Origin of the sequence: Leptospira sp. GIMC2001, assembly GCF_028462125.1 — a bacterium.
Taxonomy (GTDB): Bacteria; Spirochaetota; Leptospiria; order Leptospirales; family Leptospiraceae.
Map to the genome: position 1 here is coordinate 3,545,276 of NZ_CP115468.1, position 21,353 is coordinate 3,566,628.

The 21,353-nt window shown below is 35.5% G+C and carries 20 protein-coding genes; 12 read left to right on the forward strand and 8 right to left on the reverse strand.

What is annotated here, in order from left to right:
• Window positions 1-8: 8 nt before the first annotated feature.
• On the reverse strand, window positions 9-1,463 hold the full coding sequence (locus O4O04_RS17720; RefSeq protein WP_272533130.1) for a high affinity choline transporter 1: 1,455 nt from the start codon (window positions 1,461-1,463) through the stop codon (window positions 9-11).
• Between the two features lie 282 nt (window positions 1,464-1,745).
• Here O4O04_RS17720 and O4O04_RS17725 point away from each other — a divergent pair, with 282 nt between their 5' ends.
• From O4O04_RS17725 to O4O04_RS17740, 4 genes are all read left to right on the forward strand, one after another.
• Window positions 1,746-2,978 carry a M14 family metallopeptidase gene (locus O4O04_RS17725; RefSeq protein ID WP_272533131.1) on the forward strand — a complete coding sequence of 411 codons (1,233 nt, stop codon included), beginning with the start codon at window positions 1,746-1,748 and terminating at the stop codon, window positions 2,976-2,978.
• A 71-nt stretch (window positions 2,979-3,049) separates the two neighbouring features.
• Window positions 3,050-3,811: a PAQR family membrane homeostasis protein TrhA gene (gene trhA, locus O4O04_RS17730; protein ID WP_272533134.1), complete on the forward strand. Its 762-nt coding sequence runs from the start codon at window positions 3,050-3,052 to the stop codon at window positions 3,809-3,811.
• Between the two features lie 86 nt (window positions 3,812-3,897).
• Window positions 3,898-4,503 carry a hypothetical protein gene (locus O4O04_RS17735; protein ID WP_272533135.1) on the forward strand — a complete coding sequence of 202 codons (606 nt, stop codon included), beginning with the start codon at window positions 3,898-3,900 and terminating at the stop codon, window positions 4,501-4,503.
• Between the two features lie 67 nt (window positions 4,504-4,570).
• Window positions 4,571-5,890 (forward strand): WG repeat-containing protein, encoded by a 1,320-nt coding sequence (locus tag O4O04_RS17740; protein WP_272533136.1) that lies wholly within the window; start codon window positions 4,571-4,573, stop codon window positions 5,888-5,890.
• 36 nt (window positions 5,891-5,926) lie between these two features.
• On the opposite strand, the gene O4O04_RS17745 is transcribed toward O4O04_RS17740, so the two are convergent.
• The 6 genes from O4O04_RS17745 to O4O04_RS17770 form a co-directional block, all read right to left on the reverse strand.
• Entirely contained in the window at window positions 5,927-7,096 is a 1,170-nt protein-coding gene (locus O4O04_RS17745) for a HEAT repeat domain-containing protein (RefSeq protein WP_272533137.1), read from the reverse strand.
• Between the two features lie 69 nt (window positions 7,097-7,165).
• Entirely contained in the window at window positions 7,166-8,389 is a 1,224-nt protein-coding gene (locus O4O04_RS17750; protein WP_272533138.1) for a DUF418 domain-containing protein, read from the reverse strand.
• 28 nt (window positions 8,390-8,417) lie between these two features.
• Complete coding sequence (locus tag O4O04_RS17755) at window positions 8,418-9,488, reverse strand: hemin-degrading factor (protein ID WP_272533139.1); 1,071 nt, start codon at window positions 9,486-9,488, stop codon at window positions 8,418-8,420.
• A complete protein-coding gene (locus O4O04_RS17760) occupies window positions 9,475-10,344 on the reverse strand; it encodes a heme ABC transporter ATP-binding protein (protein ID WP_272533140.1) in 870 nt (289 codons plus the stop codon). The genes O4O04_RS17755 and O4O04_RS17760 overlap by 14 nt, the downstream gene beginning before the upstream one ends.
• Window positions 10,308-11,291 (reverse strand): FecCD family ABC transporter permease, encoded by a 984-nt coding sequence (locus O4O04_RS17765; RefSeq protein ID WP_272533141.1) that lies wholly within the window; start codon window positions 11,289-11,291, stop codon window positions 10,308-10,310. The genes O4O04_RS17760 and O4O04_RS17765 overlap by 37 nt, the downstream gene beginning before the upstream one ends.
• Window positions 11,288-12,172 (reverse strand): heme/hemin ABC transporter substrate-binding protein, encoded by an 885-nt coding sequence (locus O4O04_RS17770; RefSeq protein WP_272533142.1) that lies wholly within the window; start codon window positions 12,170-12,172, stop codon window positions 11,288-11,290. The genes O4O04_RS17765 and O4O04_RS17770 overlap by 4 nt, the downstream gene beginning before the upstream one ends.
• Window positions 12,173-12,319: 147 nt before the next feature.
• On the opposite strand from O4O04_RS17770, the gene O4O04_RS17775 reads away from it, so the two are divergent.
• The 4 genes from O4O04_RS17775 (at window position 12,320) to O4O04_RS17790 (ending at window position 18,923) form a co-directional block, all read left to right on the forward strand.
• The gene (locus O4O04_RS17775) at window positions 12,320-13,144 is read left to right on the forward strand and encodes a hypothetical protein (RefSeq protein ID WP_272533144.1); all 825 of its coding nucleotides are present in this window, start codon (window positions 12,320-12,322) and stop codon (window positions 13,142-13,144) included.
• Window positions 13,145-13,210: 66 nt separating this feature from the next.
• Window positions 13,211-13,849, forward strand: a complete 639-nt coding sequence (locus tag O4O04_RS17780; protein ID WP_272533145.1) for an HmuY family protein — start codon at window positions 13,211-13,213, stop codon at window positions 13,847-13,849.
• Between the two features lie 83 nt (window positions 13,850-13,932).
• Window positions 13,933-16,332 carry a TonB-dependent receptor plug domain-containing protein gene (locus O4O04_RS17785; protein WP_272533146.1) on the forward strand — a complete coding sequence of 800 codons (2,400 nt, stop codon included), beginning with the start codon at window positions 13,933-13,935 and terminating at the stop codon, window positions 16,330-16,332.
• Between the two features lie 107 nt (window positions 16,333-16,439).
• Complete coding sequence (locus tag O4O04_RS17790) at window positions 16,440-18,923, forward strand: hybrid sensor histidine kinase/response regulator (RefSeq protein WP_272533147.1); 2,484 nt, start codon at window positions 16,440-16,442, stop codon at window positions 18,921-18,923.
• Here the strand turns inward: O4O04_RS17790 and O4O04_RS17795 are convergent.
• Window positions 18,920-19,270, reverse strand: a complete 351-nt coding sequence (locus O4O04_RS17795) for a hypothetical protein (RefSeq protein WP_272533148.1) — start codon at window positions 19,268-19,270, stop codon at window positions 18,920-18,922. The two genes, O4O04_RS17790 and O4O04_RS17795, sit on opposite strands and share 4 nt — an antisense overlap.
• 176 nt (window positions 19,271-19,446) lie before the next feature.
• Here O4O04_RS17795 and O4O04_RS17800 point away from each other — a divergent pair, with 176 nt between their 5' ends.
• The 4 genes from O4O04_RS17800 (at window position 19,447) to O4O04_RS17815 (ending at window position 21,353) form a co-directional block, all read left to right on the forward strand.
• Window positions 19,447-19,839, forward strand: a complete 393-nt coding sequence (locus O4O04_RS17800) for an ArsR/SmtB family transcription factor (RefSeq protein ID WP_272533149.1) — start codon at window positions 19,447-19,449, stop codon at window positions 19,837-19,839.
• Complete coding sequence (locus O4O04_RS17805; RefSeq protein ID WP_272533151.1) at window positions 19,836-20,330, forward strand: SRPBCC family protein; 495 nt, start codon at window positions 19,836-19,838, stop codon at window positions 20,328-20,330. The genes O4O04_RS17800 and O4O04_RS17805 overlap by 4 nt, the downstream gene beginning before the upstream one ends.
• Entirely contained in the window at window positions 20,327-20,803 is a 477-nt protein-coding gene (locus tag O4O04_RS17810; RefSeq protein ID WP_272533152.1) for an SRPBCC domain-containing protein, read from the forward strand. Before O4O04_RS17805 ends, O4O04_RS17810 begins: the two co-directional genes overlap by 4 nt.
• Before the next feature lie 73 nt (window positions 20,804-20,876).
• Window positions 20,877-21,353, forward strand: a complete 477-nt coding sequence (locus tag O4O04_RS17815) for an SRPBCC family protein (protein ID WP_272533154.1) — start codon at window positions 20,877-20,879, stop codon at window positions 21,351-21,353.

Sequence of the window (21,353 nt, forward strand, 5' to 3'; positions counted from 1 at the left end):
AAGCATAATTAAGTATTGAATTTGCTCTTTAGATCTATTGACTTCGACCATTTCTGAGTGATTAAAGAGACGAAATAAATTGTTAACAATCCCATTACCATAGAAAAACTTCGCAATGGAAAATTCTCGTCTGGATAAGGAAGGAATGGATCGAATCCAAAAGTTTCCTCTCCGCCTCCAATTCTCAGAAAAAAAGATACTACGAATCCTGCCACAGCACCAATACGATTCGCACCTTTATAAAATAAAGCCATAGTTAGCTGAGGAAAAAGCACAACATAGACAAGATCAGCACATAGAAACCAAAGCGCATAGACACTTTGAACTTGGAGAGAAATCGCAGTAGCGATTGCACCAATCACTACGATGCCAATTTGCACTACCCTTTTTACTTCTTTCGGATTCTCCTGTTTATCTGTAGGATTTTTTTTACGATAGTCCGTAAACGGCTTATAGATATTCCAATAAAACATAGAACTCGCAGAAAGTATGGAAGAGTCAATAGATGACATCACTGCTGCTGCAACGGCTGCGAGCCCAACGGTTGCAATCAGTGGAGGCGTTAGGTGCTGCAAAACATAAGGAAGAATTAAAGAATAACTGGGCGGGGCTTCTATATTTAAAGAGTCCCAATCTGCAGTAGCTCCAGCTATTCCAATTATAATGGATGGTATTGCCATCAGAATGCATCCTATTGCTGCAATATAAGATAGTTGCCTTGCTTGTTTAGGGGACTGTGCAGATAGAACCCTTTGAAAGTAAACTTGCCAAGGAATTCCTCCTAGCGCTAAAAGAAAAACAGAATCTATCCAGGTAAGACCCGAACTACCGAAGAAAAATTTCCAATCCGGAAATATTTTGCCTGCGTCTCCCATTCTTTCTCCATATAAATTCCAAGATGCAATTAAGCCACCTTGCGAATCGGTAACATAAGGAATAGCAATTGCAAGTCCAATTAATATACAAAAAAGTTGAAGAACATCTGTATAAGCGACTGCCATTAAGCCACCTAATACAGTATATCCGATTGCAACGATTGAAGAAATTAAAATTGATGATTGGAAATCATATCCGAGTACAACTCCAAAGGTCGTTCCCAATGCCGTAAGAATTGCTGAGCTCCAGAAAATTTCCCCGATTAATGCTGGAATAAACAATAAAGCTGCAATCTTCTTACCATATCTCTGCTCAAAAGGATCAAGCATAGTTGTATAGCCCAACGACCTCATTTTTCCAGCGAAGAATATTCCACCTAACACGAGGCTGATTGCATATCCCCAGGGAGCGATTACCCATACCAATCCTTGCTCAGGATCTGCAACAGCCTCAGCAGTCCCATTGATATAACCACCTCCGACCCAGGTAGCCGTCATTGTGAATATTCCTACAAAGAAAGGAATTTTTCTTCCAGCAAGAATTAGATCGCTCGAACTGTCGATTTCATCTTTTCTTGATGCATACATTCCAACTATGAAGATTGAGAAATAAAATATTGCGATGGCACTTAATTGAAGAGCGATAATTCCGTCCCCCTAAGAATGCGTACCAATTTGAATGGTTGTGCAAATAGAACAAGTGAAAAATTTAAAAAATCAATTTATATAAGATAATCAGTATATTATTTAATTTTTAAATTTTCCCCTACATTTAGAAACTTAGTAATTTGCATTATATTGATAGTATTGGGTTTTTTTATGATAAACTCAAAGCGTTGACAGAAATATTATGCAACTTAAATTTTGCCAATGAAATATATATTAATTTATATCATCACTATCGCAGCCTCATTTTTCATAACTTGTGGAAATCCAGAGTCCGAATTGGATGAGACACTTCCAAATGAGGTTGATTCAAGAGTTGAATTGTATTTTGAAGAAGATTACTTATCAAGTCGAAACTCTTTCTTAATCTCTGCTCGAAAAATTAAGAATAAATTTCCTGATTGTAAAATTTCTTCCATTGTGATTCCAACGAAGGATGATATAAATTTTAATTATACTATTGATTATCTTTACATTCCCGCCAGACTAAAAAACGAGAAAACTTTAATACTATCTTCGGGAATTCATGGAGCGGAAGCGTTTGTTGGTGCTGCAATGCAGAGGCATTTTCTAGAAGAAATTTACCCTGCTTATGTCGATTCTAAGAACACTGGAATTCTTATCATACATTCCATTAATCCTTGGGGCTTTCATAATGTTCGCCGTGGAACAGAGAATAATGTTGATCTCAATAGAAACTTTGGCAATTCAACATCACTTTTCAAAACTAAAAATGATGGGTATCCACTTCTCTACGACCTTTTGAATCCAGATGGAAAAGCAAATACAAGAAGTATAGCCAATATATTTTTTCCCATTCGAGCCATTTATAATATACTAATGAAAGGAATGGCAACTCTCAGACAGTCCATACTACAAGGTCAGTATGAATTTCCACGCGGAATCTATTTTGGTGGACAGGATTTTGAACCCTTACGTAAACCTTTAGATAAACTTATTATTGAATCAATTGGAAATTCCAATAAAGTATTATTTATCGACTTACATACAGGATACGGAGAACGGGGGGTATTGCATTTGTTTCCTAGTGATCCCAAAGATGTTACTGTTAAGGAAGAAACAGAAAAAATCTTTCAGGGATATCAGATTGATTGGGCATCCAATGAAGATTTCTATTCGGTAACTGGAGAACTATCAACTCATATATGCGAACTCATTCCTAATATAAAAATTTGTGTTCCTATGGTATTTGAATACGGAACTCTAAATTCACATACAACCTCTGGTGCAATTGAATCAATTCATCGAACTATATTGGAAAATCAAGGCTATTGGAATGGATATGAAGACGAAGAAGAGAAATTATCAATTCAAGAGAAATATCGCGAAATGTTTTACCCTTCTTCCAAAAGATGGAAAACAAAAATATTACTAGATACAGAAAAAATCTGGAAAGATTTATTGAAGGAATTCTGAATATTTTACTACAACAAAAATGGATCAGAATAATATAATGTGAAAAGCACCCTTCTAAGGATTCATCTAAGTTGAAAAAAATTGCCAAAAAAAAAGTCTCTACTAAATCAAAACCCAAACAAAAGCGAAAACTATCTCAAGCACCGACATCTTTGCCATCGCAGACGAAAAGATCGAGAACCAGAGTTGCACACCATCGCAGAAGACTCAGTCGTAGTTTTCGCCATGAACTAGCGAATTTGGTATCTCATGGAATAGGTGCTGGTATGGCAATTGCTGGAACAATTTTTCTAATCTTGAAAGGAATGGAAGATTCATATTCTCTAAAAATATTTTCATTCATCTTATACGGATCATCAATAACAATTTTATATTTGGCTTCAACTTTCTATCATGCTCTTCCTTCACCCAATGCTAAAAAAATATTCCGAAGAATTGATCATGCTTCTATATTTTTAGCAATAGCTGGATCCTATTCTCCAATAACTCTCGTTAGCTTAAATGGATCATTAGGTTGGCTTCTATTCGGAATTGTTTGGTTATTAGCAATTGCTGGAATTTTTTACAAAAGCTTCTTTATCAATGGAAGAGAATATATTTCCCTATCATTGTACATCCTCATGGGATGGATGATCGTATTTGCGATTAAACCAATGCTTTCTGCAATGGAACCCGCTGGCCTATGGCTATTGGTCGCAGGTGGACTCTCCTATACATTTGGAACAATTTTTTATTCCATGGAAAGAATGCCTTATCATCATTTGGTCTGGCATTTATTTGTAATGGCTGGTTCCATTTTTCATTTTATCGCAATATATAATTATGTTAAATAATCATGTTATACTGTCATAGGGTAAAATCACCTATTGTCAATAAATTATATATGTGATATATTCGGAATTGGAATGAATCATTTTAAATGAAAACTATAATTCGAGGAAATATGATGAAATCGTTAGTCACAACAGTATCAAAAATTGCAAGAATATCAATTCTATCCATATTATTATTGAATATGGGAATCTTTGCAGATGAAGAAAACTACGTTGCTAATTTTACTCTTGAGAAGGATGCAATATTTCAAGGAACAACCTTTAAATCCGGAACAGAGATATTCCTAAGTGATGAAGGGCAAATTGCAAAAGTTATTCTAGGTTCTGACCAAGCTATCACAGATAAAACTTTTATTAAAACGTTTCCACATATTTGGAAGAAAGGAACCGTTTTTTACTATGCTAGCTTATTCAAAGAAAGACAAATGCCAGAGATTCCCAAAAAGATAATTCTCATGTCAGAGCATAAAATATTTGGTCACACGATTCCCGCAAGTTGCGAACTAACTACAGCGAATATGATTATGACTATGGGCAATCAGAAAGAATATACTGTGAGCGAAATTCAGGTAAATTGTCCAGTTGCATACAAAATAAAGGGCAAACAAATTGATCCAGGTGTGACTATCAATATTCACTCAAAAGAAAAAGTAACCAAATACAATGATAAGTATGAGCAAGTGGACATTTAGTACGAAAAGCTTCCTATACTTTTCCAAATCCTTTTATGATGATACTTTTATTCTAGGAATCTATTGAATGCATAGAAAACTTTTTTATCTATTTCCACTACTATTTGTTACATATGGCTGCAGTACTGTTCAATTTGTATTTGGAAATATTTTCCACAGGGAAATTGAAGCAGCAACAATTGTTGTCGAAGCCTCAAAAATTGTCTTTCCCAGTTATCCATCAGCAACTGCATACTATGGATTGATCTCGCGTGAAGGTAAGATTGTGGAAAATTTATCAGAAAATTGGAGAGATCATTTCTCTGAAGGTTTAAGTGCGTCCGCTAAATGTGATGAAAATAATAAAAATTGTAAATATGGATTCCAGAATGATAAATTCCAATGGGTCATTCCACCTCAATGGACTTATAGACCTTCTGCTTTCCAGGAAGGATTCGCAATTCTTTACGATCCAAACACTTATAGCTATAAATATATTGACAAAACTGGCAAATTTGCCTTCACGGATAAAAAATTCCTAAGAGCAGGTAAATTTAACTTTGGATATGCGAGAGTTGCATTAAGAATGAATGGTGAAGCCTACGATCGAACGCCAAAATATGAATGGGCATGGCTGTCCAAATCAGGTGAAATCTTAGATTTTCGTGAGCCATCAATTCTTGAAAGTAGCCAGAATCCCAAGCTAACGATCCGTGAAGGAATGATTCCTTGTCCAAGCTTGGATGAAGAAAAAAATATTAAATGGGGCTATCGAAATTTTAAAGGTGAATGGGTCATTCCGGCAAAATACTTTTCTGTAGAACCTTTTTATTTTGGCAAAGCCTTTGTTCAAACTGTAGAATCCTACAAAATGATTATTGATTCTCAGTATATTTTAATAAACGCAAAAGGAGATAATTTATTTCCCAATCATACCTTTAGAAACATTCAAGCACCTATACAAAATGGACTTGGCATTTTGTCATTCATGCCAGCACCGGGTGAATCTTTCGGTAAGAGCTATTTATACAATTGGAGAACAAATAAAAAAAGTGAATTCTCAGTTGTGGTTTCATTTAGAAATTTACTATGGGATGATAAATGGGTTCCTGCGACTGAATATAAGGAATATAAAGGGAACAAAATTGGTATTGGAGCTTACTATGATGACAATTTCCGAAAAGTCTTAGATCGAATTGATGGTAAATATATTTTCATTGATGCAGAATCTTTCTCGGAGAATGTAAGTTATGTGAGATTTTATGATCCAGAATCAGAAAAAAGCATCAATTATTCTGCCTACATAGATAGATCAGGAAAAATTCTTTTTTACTTTGATAAAGAAAAACTTACATATTCTAAACCTTACATGAAATCTGGATTTCTTCTTATCTCAAAAGCGGAATAGACGATCAAATCAAGTTATCGATAGATAACTCTGGGTTTATTCTTCTAACGTTTTCTTAAGATAGTTTAAATGCTCACGAATTTTGGTCTGGTTGGATGTAAAATTCTGTCTTCGAACTTGTTCATCTCTAGCATTTTTAAACCCAGATATTCCAAAAGTCATAATAACAATTATCGCATCACCTAGATTAGCGGGTGGTTTAGGATCAATTTTTTCAATAGCTATTTTTTCTAAGCAAGGAATATTCAATGCATTATCATAGGAGATTAGAGCCAAAGCTGCGGTGATTCGAATTTCCTGACTTGAATTTCGCTGAGATAATTCACATAAATTTGTTCTAATTTTTTCCGATTTAATATATGGTAAAACTTGAATCACAATATACTTAAGAGAATCATTCGGAGAATTTTCCGTAAGGATTTCTTCATAGTATTTTCTTTGTTCGTTGATTGAAGCCCAATCTCTAAGCGCTCTAAGCGCGACCGATTTTTCTTTAAAAGAACTCTTTTCCGAATCAAGAATTTCTAGAAAAATAGGAAGGTCTTGTTTACTACCATTTGCTTGAATATAATCGATCACCAAAACTCTTAATGTAGGATCCTGTAAGTAATTTCGAATATAAGAATCATATGGATTTATATTTTTGATTTTGTTCGCATTATTTGTGAAGACACCAAAAGCTATTTCTCGATTTTTTTCATTTTTTTGCTCTATTTCCTCTTTTAACATTTTTTGAGTCTTACTGGGTATTGGATACATGATGAGTCTCAGTAAATCTTGCTTTTTTCTAGTGTCGAATTCATTGCGGTAGAGTTCAATAAATTTGGATTCGAATTTTGAGTAGCGATCTTGGATGTATTGCTTAGTTTCCGAAGTCGTCATATGATCATCACGGAACATATTGAGAATTTTCTCATCGACTTCAGCATCTGCGAATCCTTTAGCTGCTTCGATTCCGGAAATTCGATTCCAGTAGCTTTTATCATTCAATAATAACTTGATAAATGGAAGAGATTTCGATTTGTAAGTTGATAATTTGACTCCGAGATTTTTCTTTTCGAACAATCCTCCCGTTTTCAAAATTGAATTATAGACTGATTCTTGCGCTTGAAGCTCGAAATCTATTCCTGCCATTGTGAAGATAATTGCGATTGTAAAAATATTTAGGAAAGCGCGGGCATTGTGTACTAATTTATTCGATCTCATAGCGTGTAATTATAGAATATTCAATAAATTAGTCAATAGGAGAATATCCCCTATTTCTAGAAAATTTAATTAGATTTTTGTCCATTTTCTGAGGACATATTCTAGTGGTCCTTGTGCAAAATATCTTAACCAAATATTGCTAAAAATCAAATTGAAAATATATATGGGAACGGAAAGGAAGAAATAAATTTCTGGAGGCAATTGCCCATAGAACCCTAGTCCCCATCCATTAAAAATAAAATTACAAATAAATGACTGTGATAGATAATTCGTTAGCGACATTCTTCCAGATCCAGCGACCAAATTTATAAATCCGAATCGAATTTTCCGAAGGAATAAAGTTAACGAGTTAACAGTGTAATTTTTCTCCGAATTCAATTCAGCTGCCTCGATGAAATATTTCCAACCTAGGCAATACAAAAGCGATAGACTCAATCCTCCGAAAGCAAGAAATGAAGAAAATATCGCTCCATACACAAAATCATGATTTAGAAAATAACTAATCGTATAACATAAATTTGATACAATTGCAATAATGACAATTGTATAAACTCGCATTCTGTTCATTCGGAGAATGCTTAGAATCTCACTCAAGTCTTTATCGATAATTCTATTTTTGTGAGCCCAGATCCCAATAAGAAACATCATGAATGCAGAAGGCCAATTGTAGAGAACTAAGTAGGGAAATGAATAGAAAAGTTCATAAATTTTCTGAATTGCAGTTGTGGGAAAATCAGCAAGATGCGCTTTTATAGAATCTTGAGAAAGAGCTTGCAGGATAGTCTCATTGGTCGAATCCATATAAGTTAATAAACCCAATAAAAAATAGCAAACTAGAGATAATAACCAAAACAATACTACTGCTAACTTCCATTCAAAAAAGGAAATATTCCTAAATTGATATAGGATAAAACCTAATATTGCATAGGTGACGAGAATATCTCCGTCATATAGAAATGCTGCATGGATAATTCCGAAAAATAATAAACCAATCAATCTTCTATAGAATTTCCGTCTTGACGATTGATCGGAATCCTTTGTCGAGTTTTTCGTTTCAATTTGGATTCCGAAGCCATATCCGAATAGAAACGAAAAGATGATAAAAAATTTGCCTACGACAAAGAAACTTACAATTGCTCGAGCCCAATTCGAAATCTGAGAATTAAATTCTGAGAAGCCATACATGGGCTCAGCCAAATAAGGAAGATTCGCAATCAAAATTCCAAACAAAGCAAAGCCACGCAGAAAATCCAAATACAAAATTCTTGGATTTAAATTGTTTGAACCATGCATGGATTCATATAGCACGAATCATCTGAAATTAGTCAATAAAATCCTTGCATAAGTTTTTCCAATCCGACCTCTCAGCTTTTCCAGGTTTTCTCTCACCAAAAAACTGCACTATGAGTTCATCTTGATCATCATAGACTTCAATAGATTGTACATCACCATCGGCAGTTGGTTTTCTAACTAGCCAAACATTACTTATACGATCTTCTCGCAAATGCAAATTGAATTCTTTGTCAAATACATTCAACCATGGACCCATTCTTTTGATATTTTGTACTGTCCCTGTATGTATTTGTACAATACCTGGATTGTATACAAAAACCATTATAGGTATTTCATTGGCGGATGCTTTTTCTAACATTTTGTTAACTGAATCTTTATCTAGTTTATTACAGAATTTACCTTCAGCTATGGACATCGCTTGGATTCTTGACACAGAATATCGATTCAACAATCCAAAAAAATCATGCGTATCTTGCAATCCGCTCCATTCATCTAGAAATAGTTTCTTCTGATCATCATCCAATTCCGATTTTTGTATTGGAGCTTTCTGGATTTTTGTTTCAAGTTTGATAATTGTATCGGCATCATTATTTCCATAATCAGCAACGATTTTAGAGAATTCTTCGTGATCGCTCTGTTGATTCAAATGAATTTTATGTACGGCAGTTCCAAATTTATCAAAAAATTGTATGCTACGACTTATATCTCCAGTTTGTTTCTCGTCTTGAACTGCAACTACATACTTCCAATGACTCAAGAAAATTCTTAAGTCTATGTCTTGACCGGTAAAAAGTCCCATTTGATTGTTCTTTTGGAATTCTCCATAAATTCCTTTTCTTTCATGGACACAATGTTCATTACGAGTCAAAGCCATTACATAGCCAAGATCTTTGACTCTGGATAAAATATCTGCGGGACTAATATTGAGAATTGTGATTATTGGATTTTCACTCCCGATATCAGTTAGCAAAAGTTCAAGTTCTGAAACGTTTAACATTTCGGCACCGTCACGAATTCTCAATTTTTCATTTTCATTCTTTAATTGAATCCATTTGGATTTCAATTCTTCTCTTGGGTTTAATTCTTTAGTTTCGTTCATTCTGTTCACTTTTCCTTATATTTATACTATTATTTCTAATCAATGGCTTTATTGCTGATTCTGAGAAACCACCAATTCTAGATTTTCCTAATTCATAAATCTGGGCTGATACTCCAAAATTATTTTCTAAGAGGTCGGACGAAATCACTTGGTTTGGGCTACCATCCTTGATGATTTTACCATTATCCAAAATCAAAATCCTATCAGAATAGATCCCAGCAAGATTCCAATCATGCAATATAACAAATATCGCATATCCTATATTAGCTAGATGCCGTAATATTTCCATTATACGATGCTGAAGCAAAACATCTAATGAATTGACAGGTTCATCAAGAAGAATCAATCCTTTAGTTGGTTCATCAGATTCCAATTGACACAAAACTCTTGCTATCTGAACTCTTTTCTTTTCTCCTCCGGAGAGTTCATCATAGAATCGATTTCGAAGATGGTCGACCTCAGTCAAACCCATTGCTTTGTCAACATATCGAAAAGTCCTCTCCCGATCACTCGTATATGAAGATCTACCAAGCTCGACAATTTCTGAAACCCGCATTGGAAAACTAATATGAGAATCTTGTGGCAATACCGAACGAATTTTAGCCATTTGTCTCCAACTCAAGTCAGCTATTGATTGTTCATTTAAAAAAACTTCACCGCCATCTGGTCTCGATTCTCCAGTCAAGATTCGAAAAAGTGTGGACTTCCCTTCCCCATTGCGTCCGAGAAGTGTAACTAACTCGCTGGATTCGATTTGGATATCAATGTCTTTGAGAATTTCCCTAGATCCAAATCTCTTATTAATCTTTGCTGCTCGAATCATTTTGTTAGTTGATCCTTTTTCGATAATATCCATATAAAAACAGGTGCACCAATTCCTGCGGTTAGGATTCCAATTGGAATTTCGGTTGGAGGAATAAGTATTCGGGATATCCAATCACTTGTTACCATGAGAATCATTCCGAGTAGAGCGGATGCAGGCAAAAGAAAATTGTGATTCGCTCGGCCAAATAATCTTATTATATGTGGAACAACCAATCCTATAAAACCAATGATTCCTGTTATCGACACGATCGCTCCGACAGATAAACAAATGATCAATAGGGCGAACATTTTGAACTTTTCGATGGAATAGCCAATATGCAAAGCTTCCTTGTCACCAATGATTAGAGCATTCAATGGTCCGGCAAAAAATGGAATGCTAAACACTGGCAATAGAGCAAAAGGCATCACACTTAGTACGGCAAACCAATTGGCTCCACCAAGAGAACCCAAAGACCAAAATGTAATCTCTCTTAGTTGAGAGTCAGAGGCTAAGAAATGAAGCAGTCCGAGAATCGATCCACAGATAGCATTCATTCCAATTCCCATGAGCAGTAATTTGAGAACTGATACTTGACCATTTCGCACAGACATAAAGTATACAAGTGCCGACACAGAAACGGCTCCTAGAAAAGCAAAGCCCTGGAGAAAAAATAGAATTCCGACTATTTGCGTGAAGAAGACAATCGCAATGGAAGCAAAAACCGCACTCCCAGAAGCAATCCCAATCAAGGAAGGTTCTACTAGAGGATTGCGGAATATCCCTTGGATGATCGCACCAGAAACTGCAAGTCCTGCTCCAGATACAATCGCAAGAATAAAACGTGGCATTCTAATATTATAAAATACAGTTTTTTCAATACTTTCTTCGGCGGACAAAATGTCCCGCCAACTGATATCGACTGAACCTTGAAATAAATAAATGGGACTCAATGCAGCGAATATCATAAAAAGAAATGTATAGATTAAACCATTTCTCATTTTCGAGAACTTTCATTCTGGATTTTGGATTGTAGCTCTTCAATGGCAACGTCTAAGCGAGATGAGAATCCAAGTAAGAGAAGATCATCCATTGATACAATTCTTGGTCTCTGATTCAATTTGATCTCTTCCAGACCTGATAGTTTCCAGATCGCTTCTCGTCCGCCTAAGGATTGAAGAGTATGATCCGTAATCAATATTATATCAGCCTTTTTCTGTAGAATTACTTCCGCAGATAAAGGTTTGTATCCTTCATATTCAGAGATATAATTTTCGGCTCCAGCTAACTCTATGATCGATGATGCACTGGTTTTTTTGCCAGCCACAAGAACCGCGCCTCGAGCAGGAGAAAATACCATCATCACAACGGGCTTTTTTTTCCATGGTAAATTAGTTGTTAATTTCTGAACTCGATTGCGAATCCGATCTATAAGAATTTTTGCTTCATCCTGAGCTGAGAGTAAATTGCCCACGAATTTTATGCGTTCTAAGCAATTCTCAAGACTTGGTTCTCCACTCAGAATTTTGGTTTTGATTCCCAATTTGGATAATTGGTCGATTACGGATGGCGGACCAGCATCTTCCGTTCCAATGACCAAGGTTGGTTTCAATCCAATGATTCCTTCCAGTGACAGAGCTCTTTGGTATCCTACTTTTGGCAAACTGAGTGCTTTTTCTGGATACATAGAAGTTGTATCAGAACCGACCAAATGGTCACCTCGCCCCAAGGCGTAAATGATTTCCGTCAAGGATCCATTCAGAGAAACCACTCTGAGTTCAGGCGGACTGGTAGCCTGAGAAAGCAGAGACGAGCAAAATCCTGCAATAAGGACGCCGACCAGACAGCCAATAACTCTTTGTTTTGTAAAAATTTCCTTCATATTGACAAACTGCAAAGGCCTGAACCAAATGTCAAAACTATATTGAGACTTACTCTCATTTTCAATTATTTCTTGACGAAAATACAATAATTTTTCCATGGTCATATTGAGACTAATTCTCAACTAAGCTTTTTGGAGAAACATACTTTGAACAAAAAAATAATATTCAGCCTTTTAATCATGAGCCTTGTCTGGGCTTGCAATGAAACATCTGATTCCGATGAAGAGTCGACACTTTTTACCTTACTTGCTTTAGATCAACAGAGTAAAGCAGCAGCGCAAGCAGCTAAGCAATGCGAGACCACTTACAACAATAATGCGACAAATGATTTCGACAATCTAATTGAATTGTGTAAGCCGAGTGCAGGCGCTGGAAGACATTTTAGATTTGAAAATGTCGGTATGACAACTAATAATGGTTATCTCAATCTTTTGATTGGTTATGGACTAAGAACAGATACTAGTAATTTTCCAGTGGCTACTGGATTTGGTGGAAGTCAATCTCCTACTACGAACTCTGGTGACGGTAGATGGAGAATTTTTGCGGGAACAAGTTCAAGCTGTAATAGATCTTGGATCGTGTCCACATTCAGTGGAACTAACGGATCAACAAATCTCACAACCCAAGATCTATTTACAACTCAAGCTATAGCGACACCAAGTTTTTCTGCCGGTTCTTGCCCAGGTGGAGCAAACCAAGCAACAGGAATCCACGGACCTTCCACTATCTGTCTAGATGTTACAAAAGGATCGAATGGAAATTCACCTAGAGTCACAATCTGGGCGACCGGATTGAATGGTGCAGATTGTTCAAATCTTTCTACCTTAACTTCAACAAATTCAATCTATGAAAAGAAGGACTGGCCTAGTCTAGTTGAGACACGCGATGATAGAAATTTTATCTATCGTAGCAATGATGGAACCTCACTTAATAAAGTAGTCGTAAGATCAGAGACAGCAATTACAGACTAACAGAGACTATAGAGAATATATTCGGGGATAGCATTCAATTCTATCCCCATTTTTCAGGAGAGAAAAATGAAACTTCTATTCAATACAATTATCATACTATTGCTTATACAATGTTCTTTTGAACAAAAACAGGAAGAGGATGATGCCCTCGTAAGTCTAGTCGCTCTAGACATTCTATCAACTAGCTCGAATCAATCGGGAGAAGATACTGCTTTAGATAAAGTAACTACAACTCAAGAATCTTCAAATGTATTTGTCTCAAATGTTAATGCTTCATCTACAAAAAATTGGGTCTTTATTAGCCTTCAGTCTGGTGGAACGCAAGTATTATCTACAGGGGCTTGGGATATTCGAATCCGAAGATTTCTGATTGGAACGAATAGTGGAACGTCTGGTTCAGGAAGTGCGGGAGCATGTGACTCTGGATCTGTTGCCTTTAATTCTGTGTCTTCGTTGAATTGTACAATTCAGGTAGACAGCTTGCAGTCGCAAGATGGCGGAGGGTTTGCAGATGTAAATGATAGCGCAAATCCTGCACTATTCAATTGGTACAGCTACAACAATACAATCCTAACAGCAAAGAACAACGTTTATCTCATTAGGGGAACAAATGGAACGTCAGTTTTCAAATTGCAAATGATGGATTATTATAGTTCGTCAGGAACATCTGGTTATCCAAAATTTCGTTGGTCACGGATCAATTGACACCATTCATATATTTTGTAAAAAAAATATAAATGAATTAATAAATATAATCACTTCAATATTTAAATAAAAAATCTAAAAATATGTTAGTTCATTCTAAAAAAGTAATCTTTATCATTTATGCTTCAGTAATATTCACAATTCTCTTCTTTTCAAAATTGAATGGCGAAGAAAATAAAATTGAGACTGAAAATTCAGAAAAAAAGGAAGTATCCGATCCATGGAATCTAGACAAGAGCCAGATAACAGTAACAGGGACAAGACGCAAGAAATTACTCAAGGACAGTATAGTCAAAACAGAAGTGATCACGCGCAAGGACATAGAATCAATGGGTGCAAGAACTGTTGCGGACACTCTGGGCAATGTTCCAGGAATCGAAGTGCGTCCAGCAGAAGCGGGACAGAGGGGTGAGTCAGTTAGGCTTCAAGGTCTTAGCGCACAAAATGTCCTGATCCTAATTGATGGACAGCGTGTAACTGGAAGATTCAACGGATCTATCGACTTGACAAGATTCAAAGTAGAAGATATTGAAAGAATAGAAATTGTCAAAGGTGCATCGTCATCTTTGTATGGCTCGGATGCAATCGCTGGAGTGATCAATATCATCATGAGAGAAGCAACCGAAGACTACCAAGCAGACTTCCGATCATTATATGGAACTGGACGAAAACTATTCTATGGAAGTGGTGGTGAATTTCGAAATTCAGGATCGGTTGGCATCCGAGAAGATTTCTATTCTACTCAATTTACGGCAGGCTGGCATCGAGGAAATGGTTATGACTTAACACCTGATGCGAGTCCTGGGTCAAAAAACAATAGATTCCAATCACAAAAAGATGGATACGATCCAACTCCAGAAAATATGTCGGACCTGAATAAGCTTATCCTTCTGAGAACCAATACTCGATACCAACCTCCCCTTGAGAATACCACATCCAATAAATTTCAAGATTTGAATGTATCGAATCGCTCCGTCTTTCACCTAACAGATAATACTGATCTCCTATTAAATGGAGTATATCGATATTTAGATCAAGAAGGAGTTGATTCTAGTGAACCTCGCAGAGTCTTTGATAGGCGCAATCAGACGCATGACTTCATGGGAGCTGTTGGGTTAGAATCTGCAATCAATGAAAAGACACATCTAAGTTTAAATACGAATTATTCAAGGTTCGAGGATCGCTTTACTTTAGATCAACGGAACTCAGATGAACTGAATAAAAATGAAGGTCTACTGAACAATGTTTATGAATTCCGTTCAAGGCTTGATCTTAGTCAGATTGAGAATCACACTTTCTCACTTGGCGCTGAAGCTCTGGCAGAAAATATTCGATCACCCAGAATTGAAGCCGATTGTCTCAAAAACTTTCCCAACTTCTGTCCAAATACTTTGTTTGATCTTCCACCTGCAGAAGACAGTGGAAGTGCAGCTCGGCAAAGAAATGCAGTTTTCATTCAAGATGAATGGAAGGTTTCTGATAAAAAAAATTTTTCCGTAATTCCTGGAATTCGTTATGAGAATGATAGCCAATTTGGCAATCAGACAATGCCGAAACTTTCGGCTAGATGGGATGCAACAAAAGAATATATCTTTCGAGCGAGTGCTGGGTTGGGTTATCGAGCACCAAACTTTGTTGAACTCTATTATGATTTTCAGAATCCAGGTGTGGGCTACAGAGTCACAGGAAACCCAGATCTCAAGCCCGAAATTTCACGAAGTTATAATCTTGGAGGAGAGTGGGAACCTAATAAAAAATTCTGGTTTTCTTGGAATTTATTCTACAACAATATCGACAACCTAATAGGAACCAGACTACAACCAAATCGAGATACTGCTGGATTGCAAATCTATCAAACAACAAATTTTGAAAAAGTAGAGACAAACGGAATAGAAACATCCTTGAATTATAAACTGAGCAATCGATTCACAGCATCTCTTGGCTATACATTCACAAATTCACGAAATCGTTTGACTAATCTTCCCATTGAATCCGTTGTAAGAAATCGAATCAATGGAAGTATAAGATATTATAATGAAAATAATAAATTTGGTTTCTCAATTTTCATGATAGCATTCGGCAAACAACCAATATACTGTGAGTTGGATGGACTTCATTGTAAGCCGGAAGTTGGAAGTGTAAATTCTCAGATCTATGCTGCGATCTCCAATCCCGAGGAGTTAAATCAATGGAGATCCAATATTCCATTGCCTTTACAAAAATACTGTACGGCAAATAATATCGGTTTCTGTAACGATGAGCCTGTGTATGGACATCGGATGGTCAATTCATTTACAAATATCAATCTTCGAGTATTCAAGAAAATTGGAAACCATTTAGAACTGTTTGCAGGAATAGACAATCTACTCGAGGAATATGATTTGATTTATAATCCGCAACGTCCTCGTTTTTTCTACTTTGGTGTGAGCGGAAGTTTTGTTGCATCCAAACAAGAAGAAAGTATTGCGCATTCCAATAATTAATTTTAAAACTTTACCAACTTAATCGATTTACAATAAAGATTCCACTTCAATCTTAGTAAAGTTAACATAGTTTAAGATTTTTTAACTATGAGCTTTAGTACTTAAATATGATAAAAAATATTAATCCATCGGATTTCTGGAATTTATCTTCCTTTTATCAGTTTATAATTTTTTTACTTTGTAAAGCGATTGAACATATAAAGTTTACTATTAGATTTCTATTTACTATCGTATTTTTATTTGCAGTTTCTGACTGCTCACCAATCCAACGGGAATTGGCAATTGAAAACGGTAAATTAGTTATGCCCGAGAATTGGAAAGGGGAAGCAGTCGCACTTTCCGGTACTTGGCTTGCCCTTCCAGGAATTCACAGCCAAGAAGAATTCTTTAAGAAATTAGATAGTACATTCCCAATTTCTATTCCTTCAACAGGATCGCAGTTTGCAGGATTGGAGAACAGAAGAACAGTTACAATTTATACTGAGATAGATTTTCCCAAGTCAGAATATGTACCAGAACTTTTGGGACTTGCTACCAAGAAAGTTTGGACTGCTCATAAAATATTTATCAATAACAGGATGTTATTTGAATTAGGATCCGTTTCAAACAATCCAGAATTTCATATAACAAAAATTAAACCAGCTATTGGAATTTTTCCATATAGTGATAAATTAAGAATCTTGATTCAAATTTCAAATTTTGCTTTTGAAGAACAAGGAATTCTTGAAGCTCCCATCCTAGGTGGATCCAATAATGTATCTTATATTTTCTATTCTAATAAATTTCATGACATAGTCCTTCTACTATTTATGGCGATTTTGGTAGTAATAAATATTGGAATGTATCTGTCCAACACGAAGGATAAAGGTTCCATTCTTTACACCTGCCTTTTAGGAATGGTGATGATAAATGTGCCCTTTAGCTCATCAACGGATCGCATTATCTGGGATATATTTCCAAACTTAGATTATTTCACATTGGTCAAAATTGAAATTTTTAGTGTTTATTGTATAATGCCTTTTTATCTTCTTTTTCTAAGCTATATATTTCCAAAGGATCTTAAGCGATCATTTGTGTATTATTATAGCCTGTATAAAATAACGATACTTGCCATTTCCTTTTCAAACAAAGATATTATGTTCTATATGATTTCTTATGTTATCTTAGCTGATGTTGTCCTAAATCTTTATACATATTTTATTATGATTTTGGCTGTCATTCGCAAACGGCCTCAAGCAAAGCTAATGCTATTTGGATTTGGAATTGTCACTGCATGCTTCGTTAATGACTCGCTAGTTGAGTTAGGATTGATTGAATCTGGACATTTAGCACTCTATGGAGTTACGGGTATGTTTTTTGCTCACTCATCAGCTCTCGTGTTTCGGTTAAGAAAAATTCATTTTGAGAATGAACTTTTGACAGAAACTCTTCAAAGAAATACTGAGAATTTAGAGATCCGCGTTGATGAGAGAACTCGAGCTTTACAAGATGCAATGGAGCAAGTGCACAATACAAATAAATTAAAAGATAGATTCCTATCTATTGTTTCTCATGACATAAAATCTCCTCTCTCTGGTGTTATAGGATTAATAAAAATCCTAATTAATGATACGGATATTGATGCAAATCAGCAAAAAAGTATTTTAGACTCTTCAAAAAAGTCACTGGATAATTTGCTATCTATGACATCGGATATTTTAAATTTTGCAAAAGAGCAATCGATACGAATTCTTCCTGATTATGAATCTGTCAATTTTTCTCAGCTTATCAATCTATCTTCCATTAAGCTACAAGGCTTGCTCATAGAGAAACAACTGACAATGGAAATCAAAGGAGATTCGGAACTATCCACAATAACAGATCCAAAACTTTTTGGAATAGTGATTACAAATTTGATTTCTAATGCTATCAAATATTGTAAAGTAAATGGCAAAATCAATATAAGTTTCGGAATCGCAGAAAATAATTATTTCTTAGAAGTAGAAGACAATGGAATTGGAATGGATAATTCTAAAACTCCGATGCTATTTGATTATGACAAGAACCACTCAACAGAAGGAACTTCTGGCGAGAAAGGCACCGGATTCGGATTGCCATTTTCAAAGGAGATTCTGGATTCTTTGCATGCAACAATCTCAGTGAACACGGGATTAAACAAAGGATCAGTTTTCCGAATTACTTTTCCGAAAAGCAATAAGACTATTCTAATATTAGATGATGATCACAATTATAGAACATTGCTTAGGGAAATATTTAGAAAATACTGGAATGATATTTTGATAGTTGAAAAGAATGATGGGAATTCAGCTCTTCAGCAAATCGAGAAAATCGAAGTCGATTATATACTCACAGATTACCAAATGCCTGGAATGAATGGATTGGATTTTTCCTTCAGAGCCTTGAATTCTGAAAAGGTGCATCATCCAAAAATTGCTATGATTACATCCTATTCATCTCTGGAACCAGGTCGATTCGAAGAAGTGGAATTAAAGGCAAAAGAAATCGGAGTTGATTTAGTTTTATCCAAGTCGATGGACCCAATGGAAATAAAAAAAGTTCTCTATGATTTTATGAATTTATCTTCTCATTAATCTTCGTCTCTTTCAATCTCACTTTCTAAGGTATCGATAACCATCGACTGATAGATAAAATGAAACCATTCTCCAAACAATTTGAAACTCAAATTCTTCGGCCATAATTTATCATCCGTACACCAGTCAGATAGAATATCTTCAAAAACAATTTTATAATTTTTCTGAAGCCATTTATTGAACTCATCTTCAAAATCAAACTCCGGAGTTAGATACACATGAGCATGATCGTGAGATTTCATTGTATCTTCATATTCCATAAGATCTGTTGGGTAAATTTCATTTTGCCAATCAATTAATGGTTTTTTGTGAAATACTAAAAGTGCGCTTCTATTGATAATTGACATTATAATTACTCCGAATCCTGCGATATGCTAGGATTAATAACTTTTTTACATATTCGCATTATTGCAAAGCCCAAACAACTATAAAAAAAGCTCACCCTTCAATAGACTTTTTTCTTAAAAAACATTGACAAAAATCGCTCAGTGTTTTCTGTTTAACCAGAAGGTTAATTAACTAAATGGTTAAATACAATTCCAAAGATAAAACCAACGAATCAGTATTGAATGCAACTTTCTCAGCTTTGGCTGACCCAACTCGCCGAAAGATATTGATGCATTTGGTGAGCGGTGAAGCAACTGTCCTTGAACTAGCTGAACCGTTTGAAATGAGCATACCTGGTATTTCTAAGCATCTCAAAGTATTAGAAAAAGCAGGACTCATTGAACGCGGACGATCTGCACAATACAGGCCGTGCAAATTAAGACTAGAACCACTTCAAAAAGCGGACAATTGGATGGATCAATACAGAAACATGTGGGAAGATCGATTGGATCAATTGGATGATTATTTACAAAAACTTCAAAAAGAGCAAATTACTAAGAATAAATTATCAAAAGGAAATAAGATATGAACAAAATAATAAATGAATTTTTAAAAATTAATCCTGAACTCGATCTAATGTTCGAAAGAAATGTTGATGTTCCATGCGAATTGGTTTGGAAGGCATGGACCGATCCAAAACATTTGGTGGAATGGTTTACTCCGAAGCCTTGGAAAACTACTGATTGCTTTATTGATCTTCGACCAGGAGGAGAATTTCGAACGATTATGCAATCTCCAGAAGGTGAAAAGTTTGATAATTCAGGATGCTATTTAGAAATCATAAACGAACAACTATTAGTTTGGACTGATGCTTTGCAACCAGGCTTTAGACCATCGACTGAAGGGTTTTTTACTGGAATCATAATCCTAGAAAAGACAACAAATGGTACAAAATATACAGCAATCGCCAAACATAAATCTATCGAAGATTGCAAAAAACATGCGGAGATGGGATTTGTTGAGGGATGGGGAACAGCTCTGAATCAACTCGTAGAATTTATAAAGAGCAATAATCAATGAACGAGAATTCTAAGGAAACATTTGATAGACAAATATCCGTTATTCGAGAATATGATGCTCCAATTGAGATGGTATTCAATTCTTGGACGAATTCAGGATCACTGGATATTTGGTGGGGTCCAAACGGATTCAAAAATTCAACTAAATCGATGGATTTTAAACTCGGAGGAAAATGGATCTATACAATGCTTGCTCCCGATGGTACGATTTATCCTAACTGTATTACGTATACTGAGATTATTCCCAATCAATTGATCAGATATAATCATGGGTCTGAAGAAGAAATATCGCCTGAAGACTTTCAAGTGGTAGTTAAATTTGAAAAATCTGAAAAGGGAACTCGCATCTCAATGACAATGACTTTACCAAGCAAGGAAGCAAAAGATACAGCTGTCAAATTCGGAGCAGTCGAAGGCGCTAACCAAACATTAGCTAAATTGAATCTATTCGTCGATTCAGAATTGAAAACATAAGAAAGTTAAATTTTTGCATTAGATTCAATTGATTTCGACTAAGTGAAGCAAAATTTTAAGGAGAATACTCAAAATGAATGATAATAGATTATTAATTACGCGAGAATTCGCGGCTCCGATTGAGCTCGTATTCAAAGCTTGGACTGATACCGAACAGATTAAATTGTGGAGTTGCCCGAAAGGATTTTCCATTCCATTTTCTGAAGGCGAAGTTGTAATAAATGGGAATTACCGGACTTGCATGAAATCTCCACATGATGATGAATTTTGGCTAAGCGGCAAATACTTAGAAATTGAGGCTAACAAAAAGATTGTATTTACTCATATTTGGGATGATGAGAGCCAAGAGCATAAACACGAGACTCTTGTCACTGTTACATTTGCAAAAGACGGTGATCGGACAATATTGACTCTATTGCAAGAAAATTTCGCATCGGAAGGATCTAAAGAAGGACATAGACAAGGTTGGTTGGAAACCCTTGATAACCTATCTCATTTTATAGAAAATGAATTGAAAATTCGGATGGTACCCGAAAACAGTAAAAGCTGA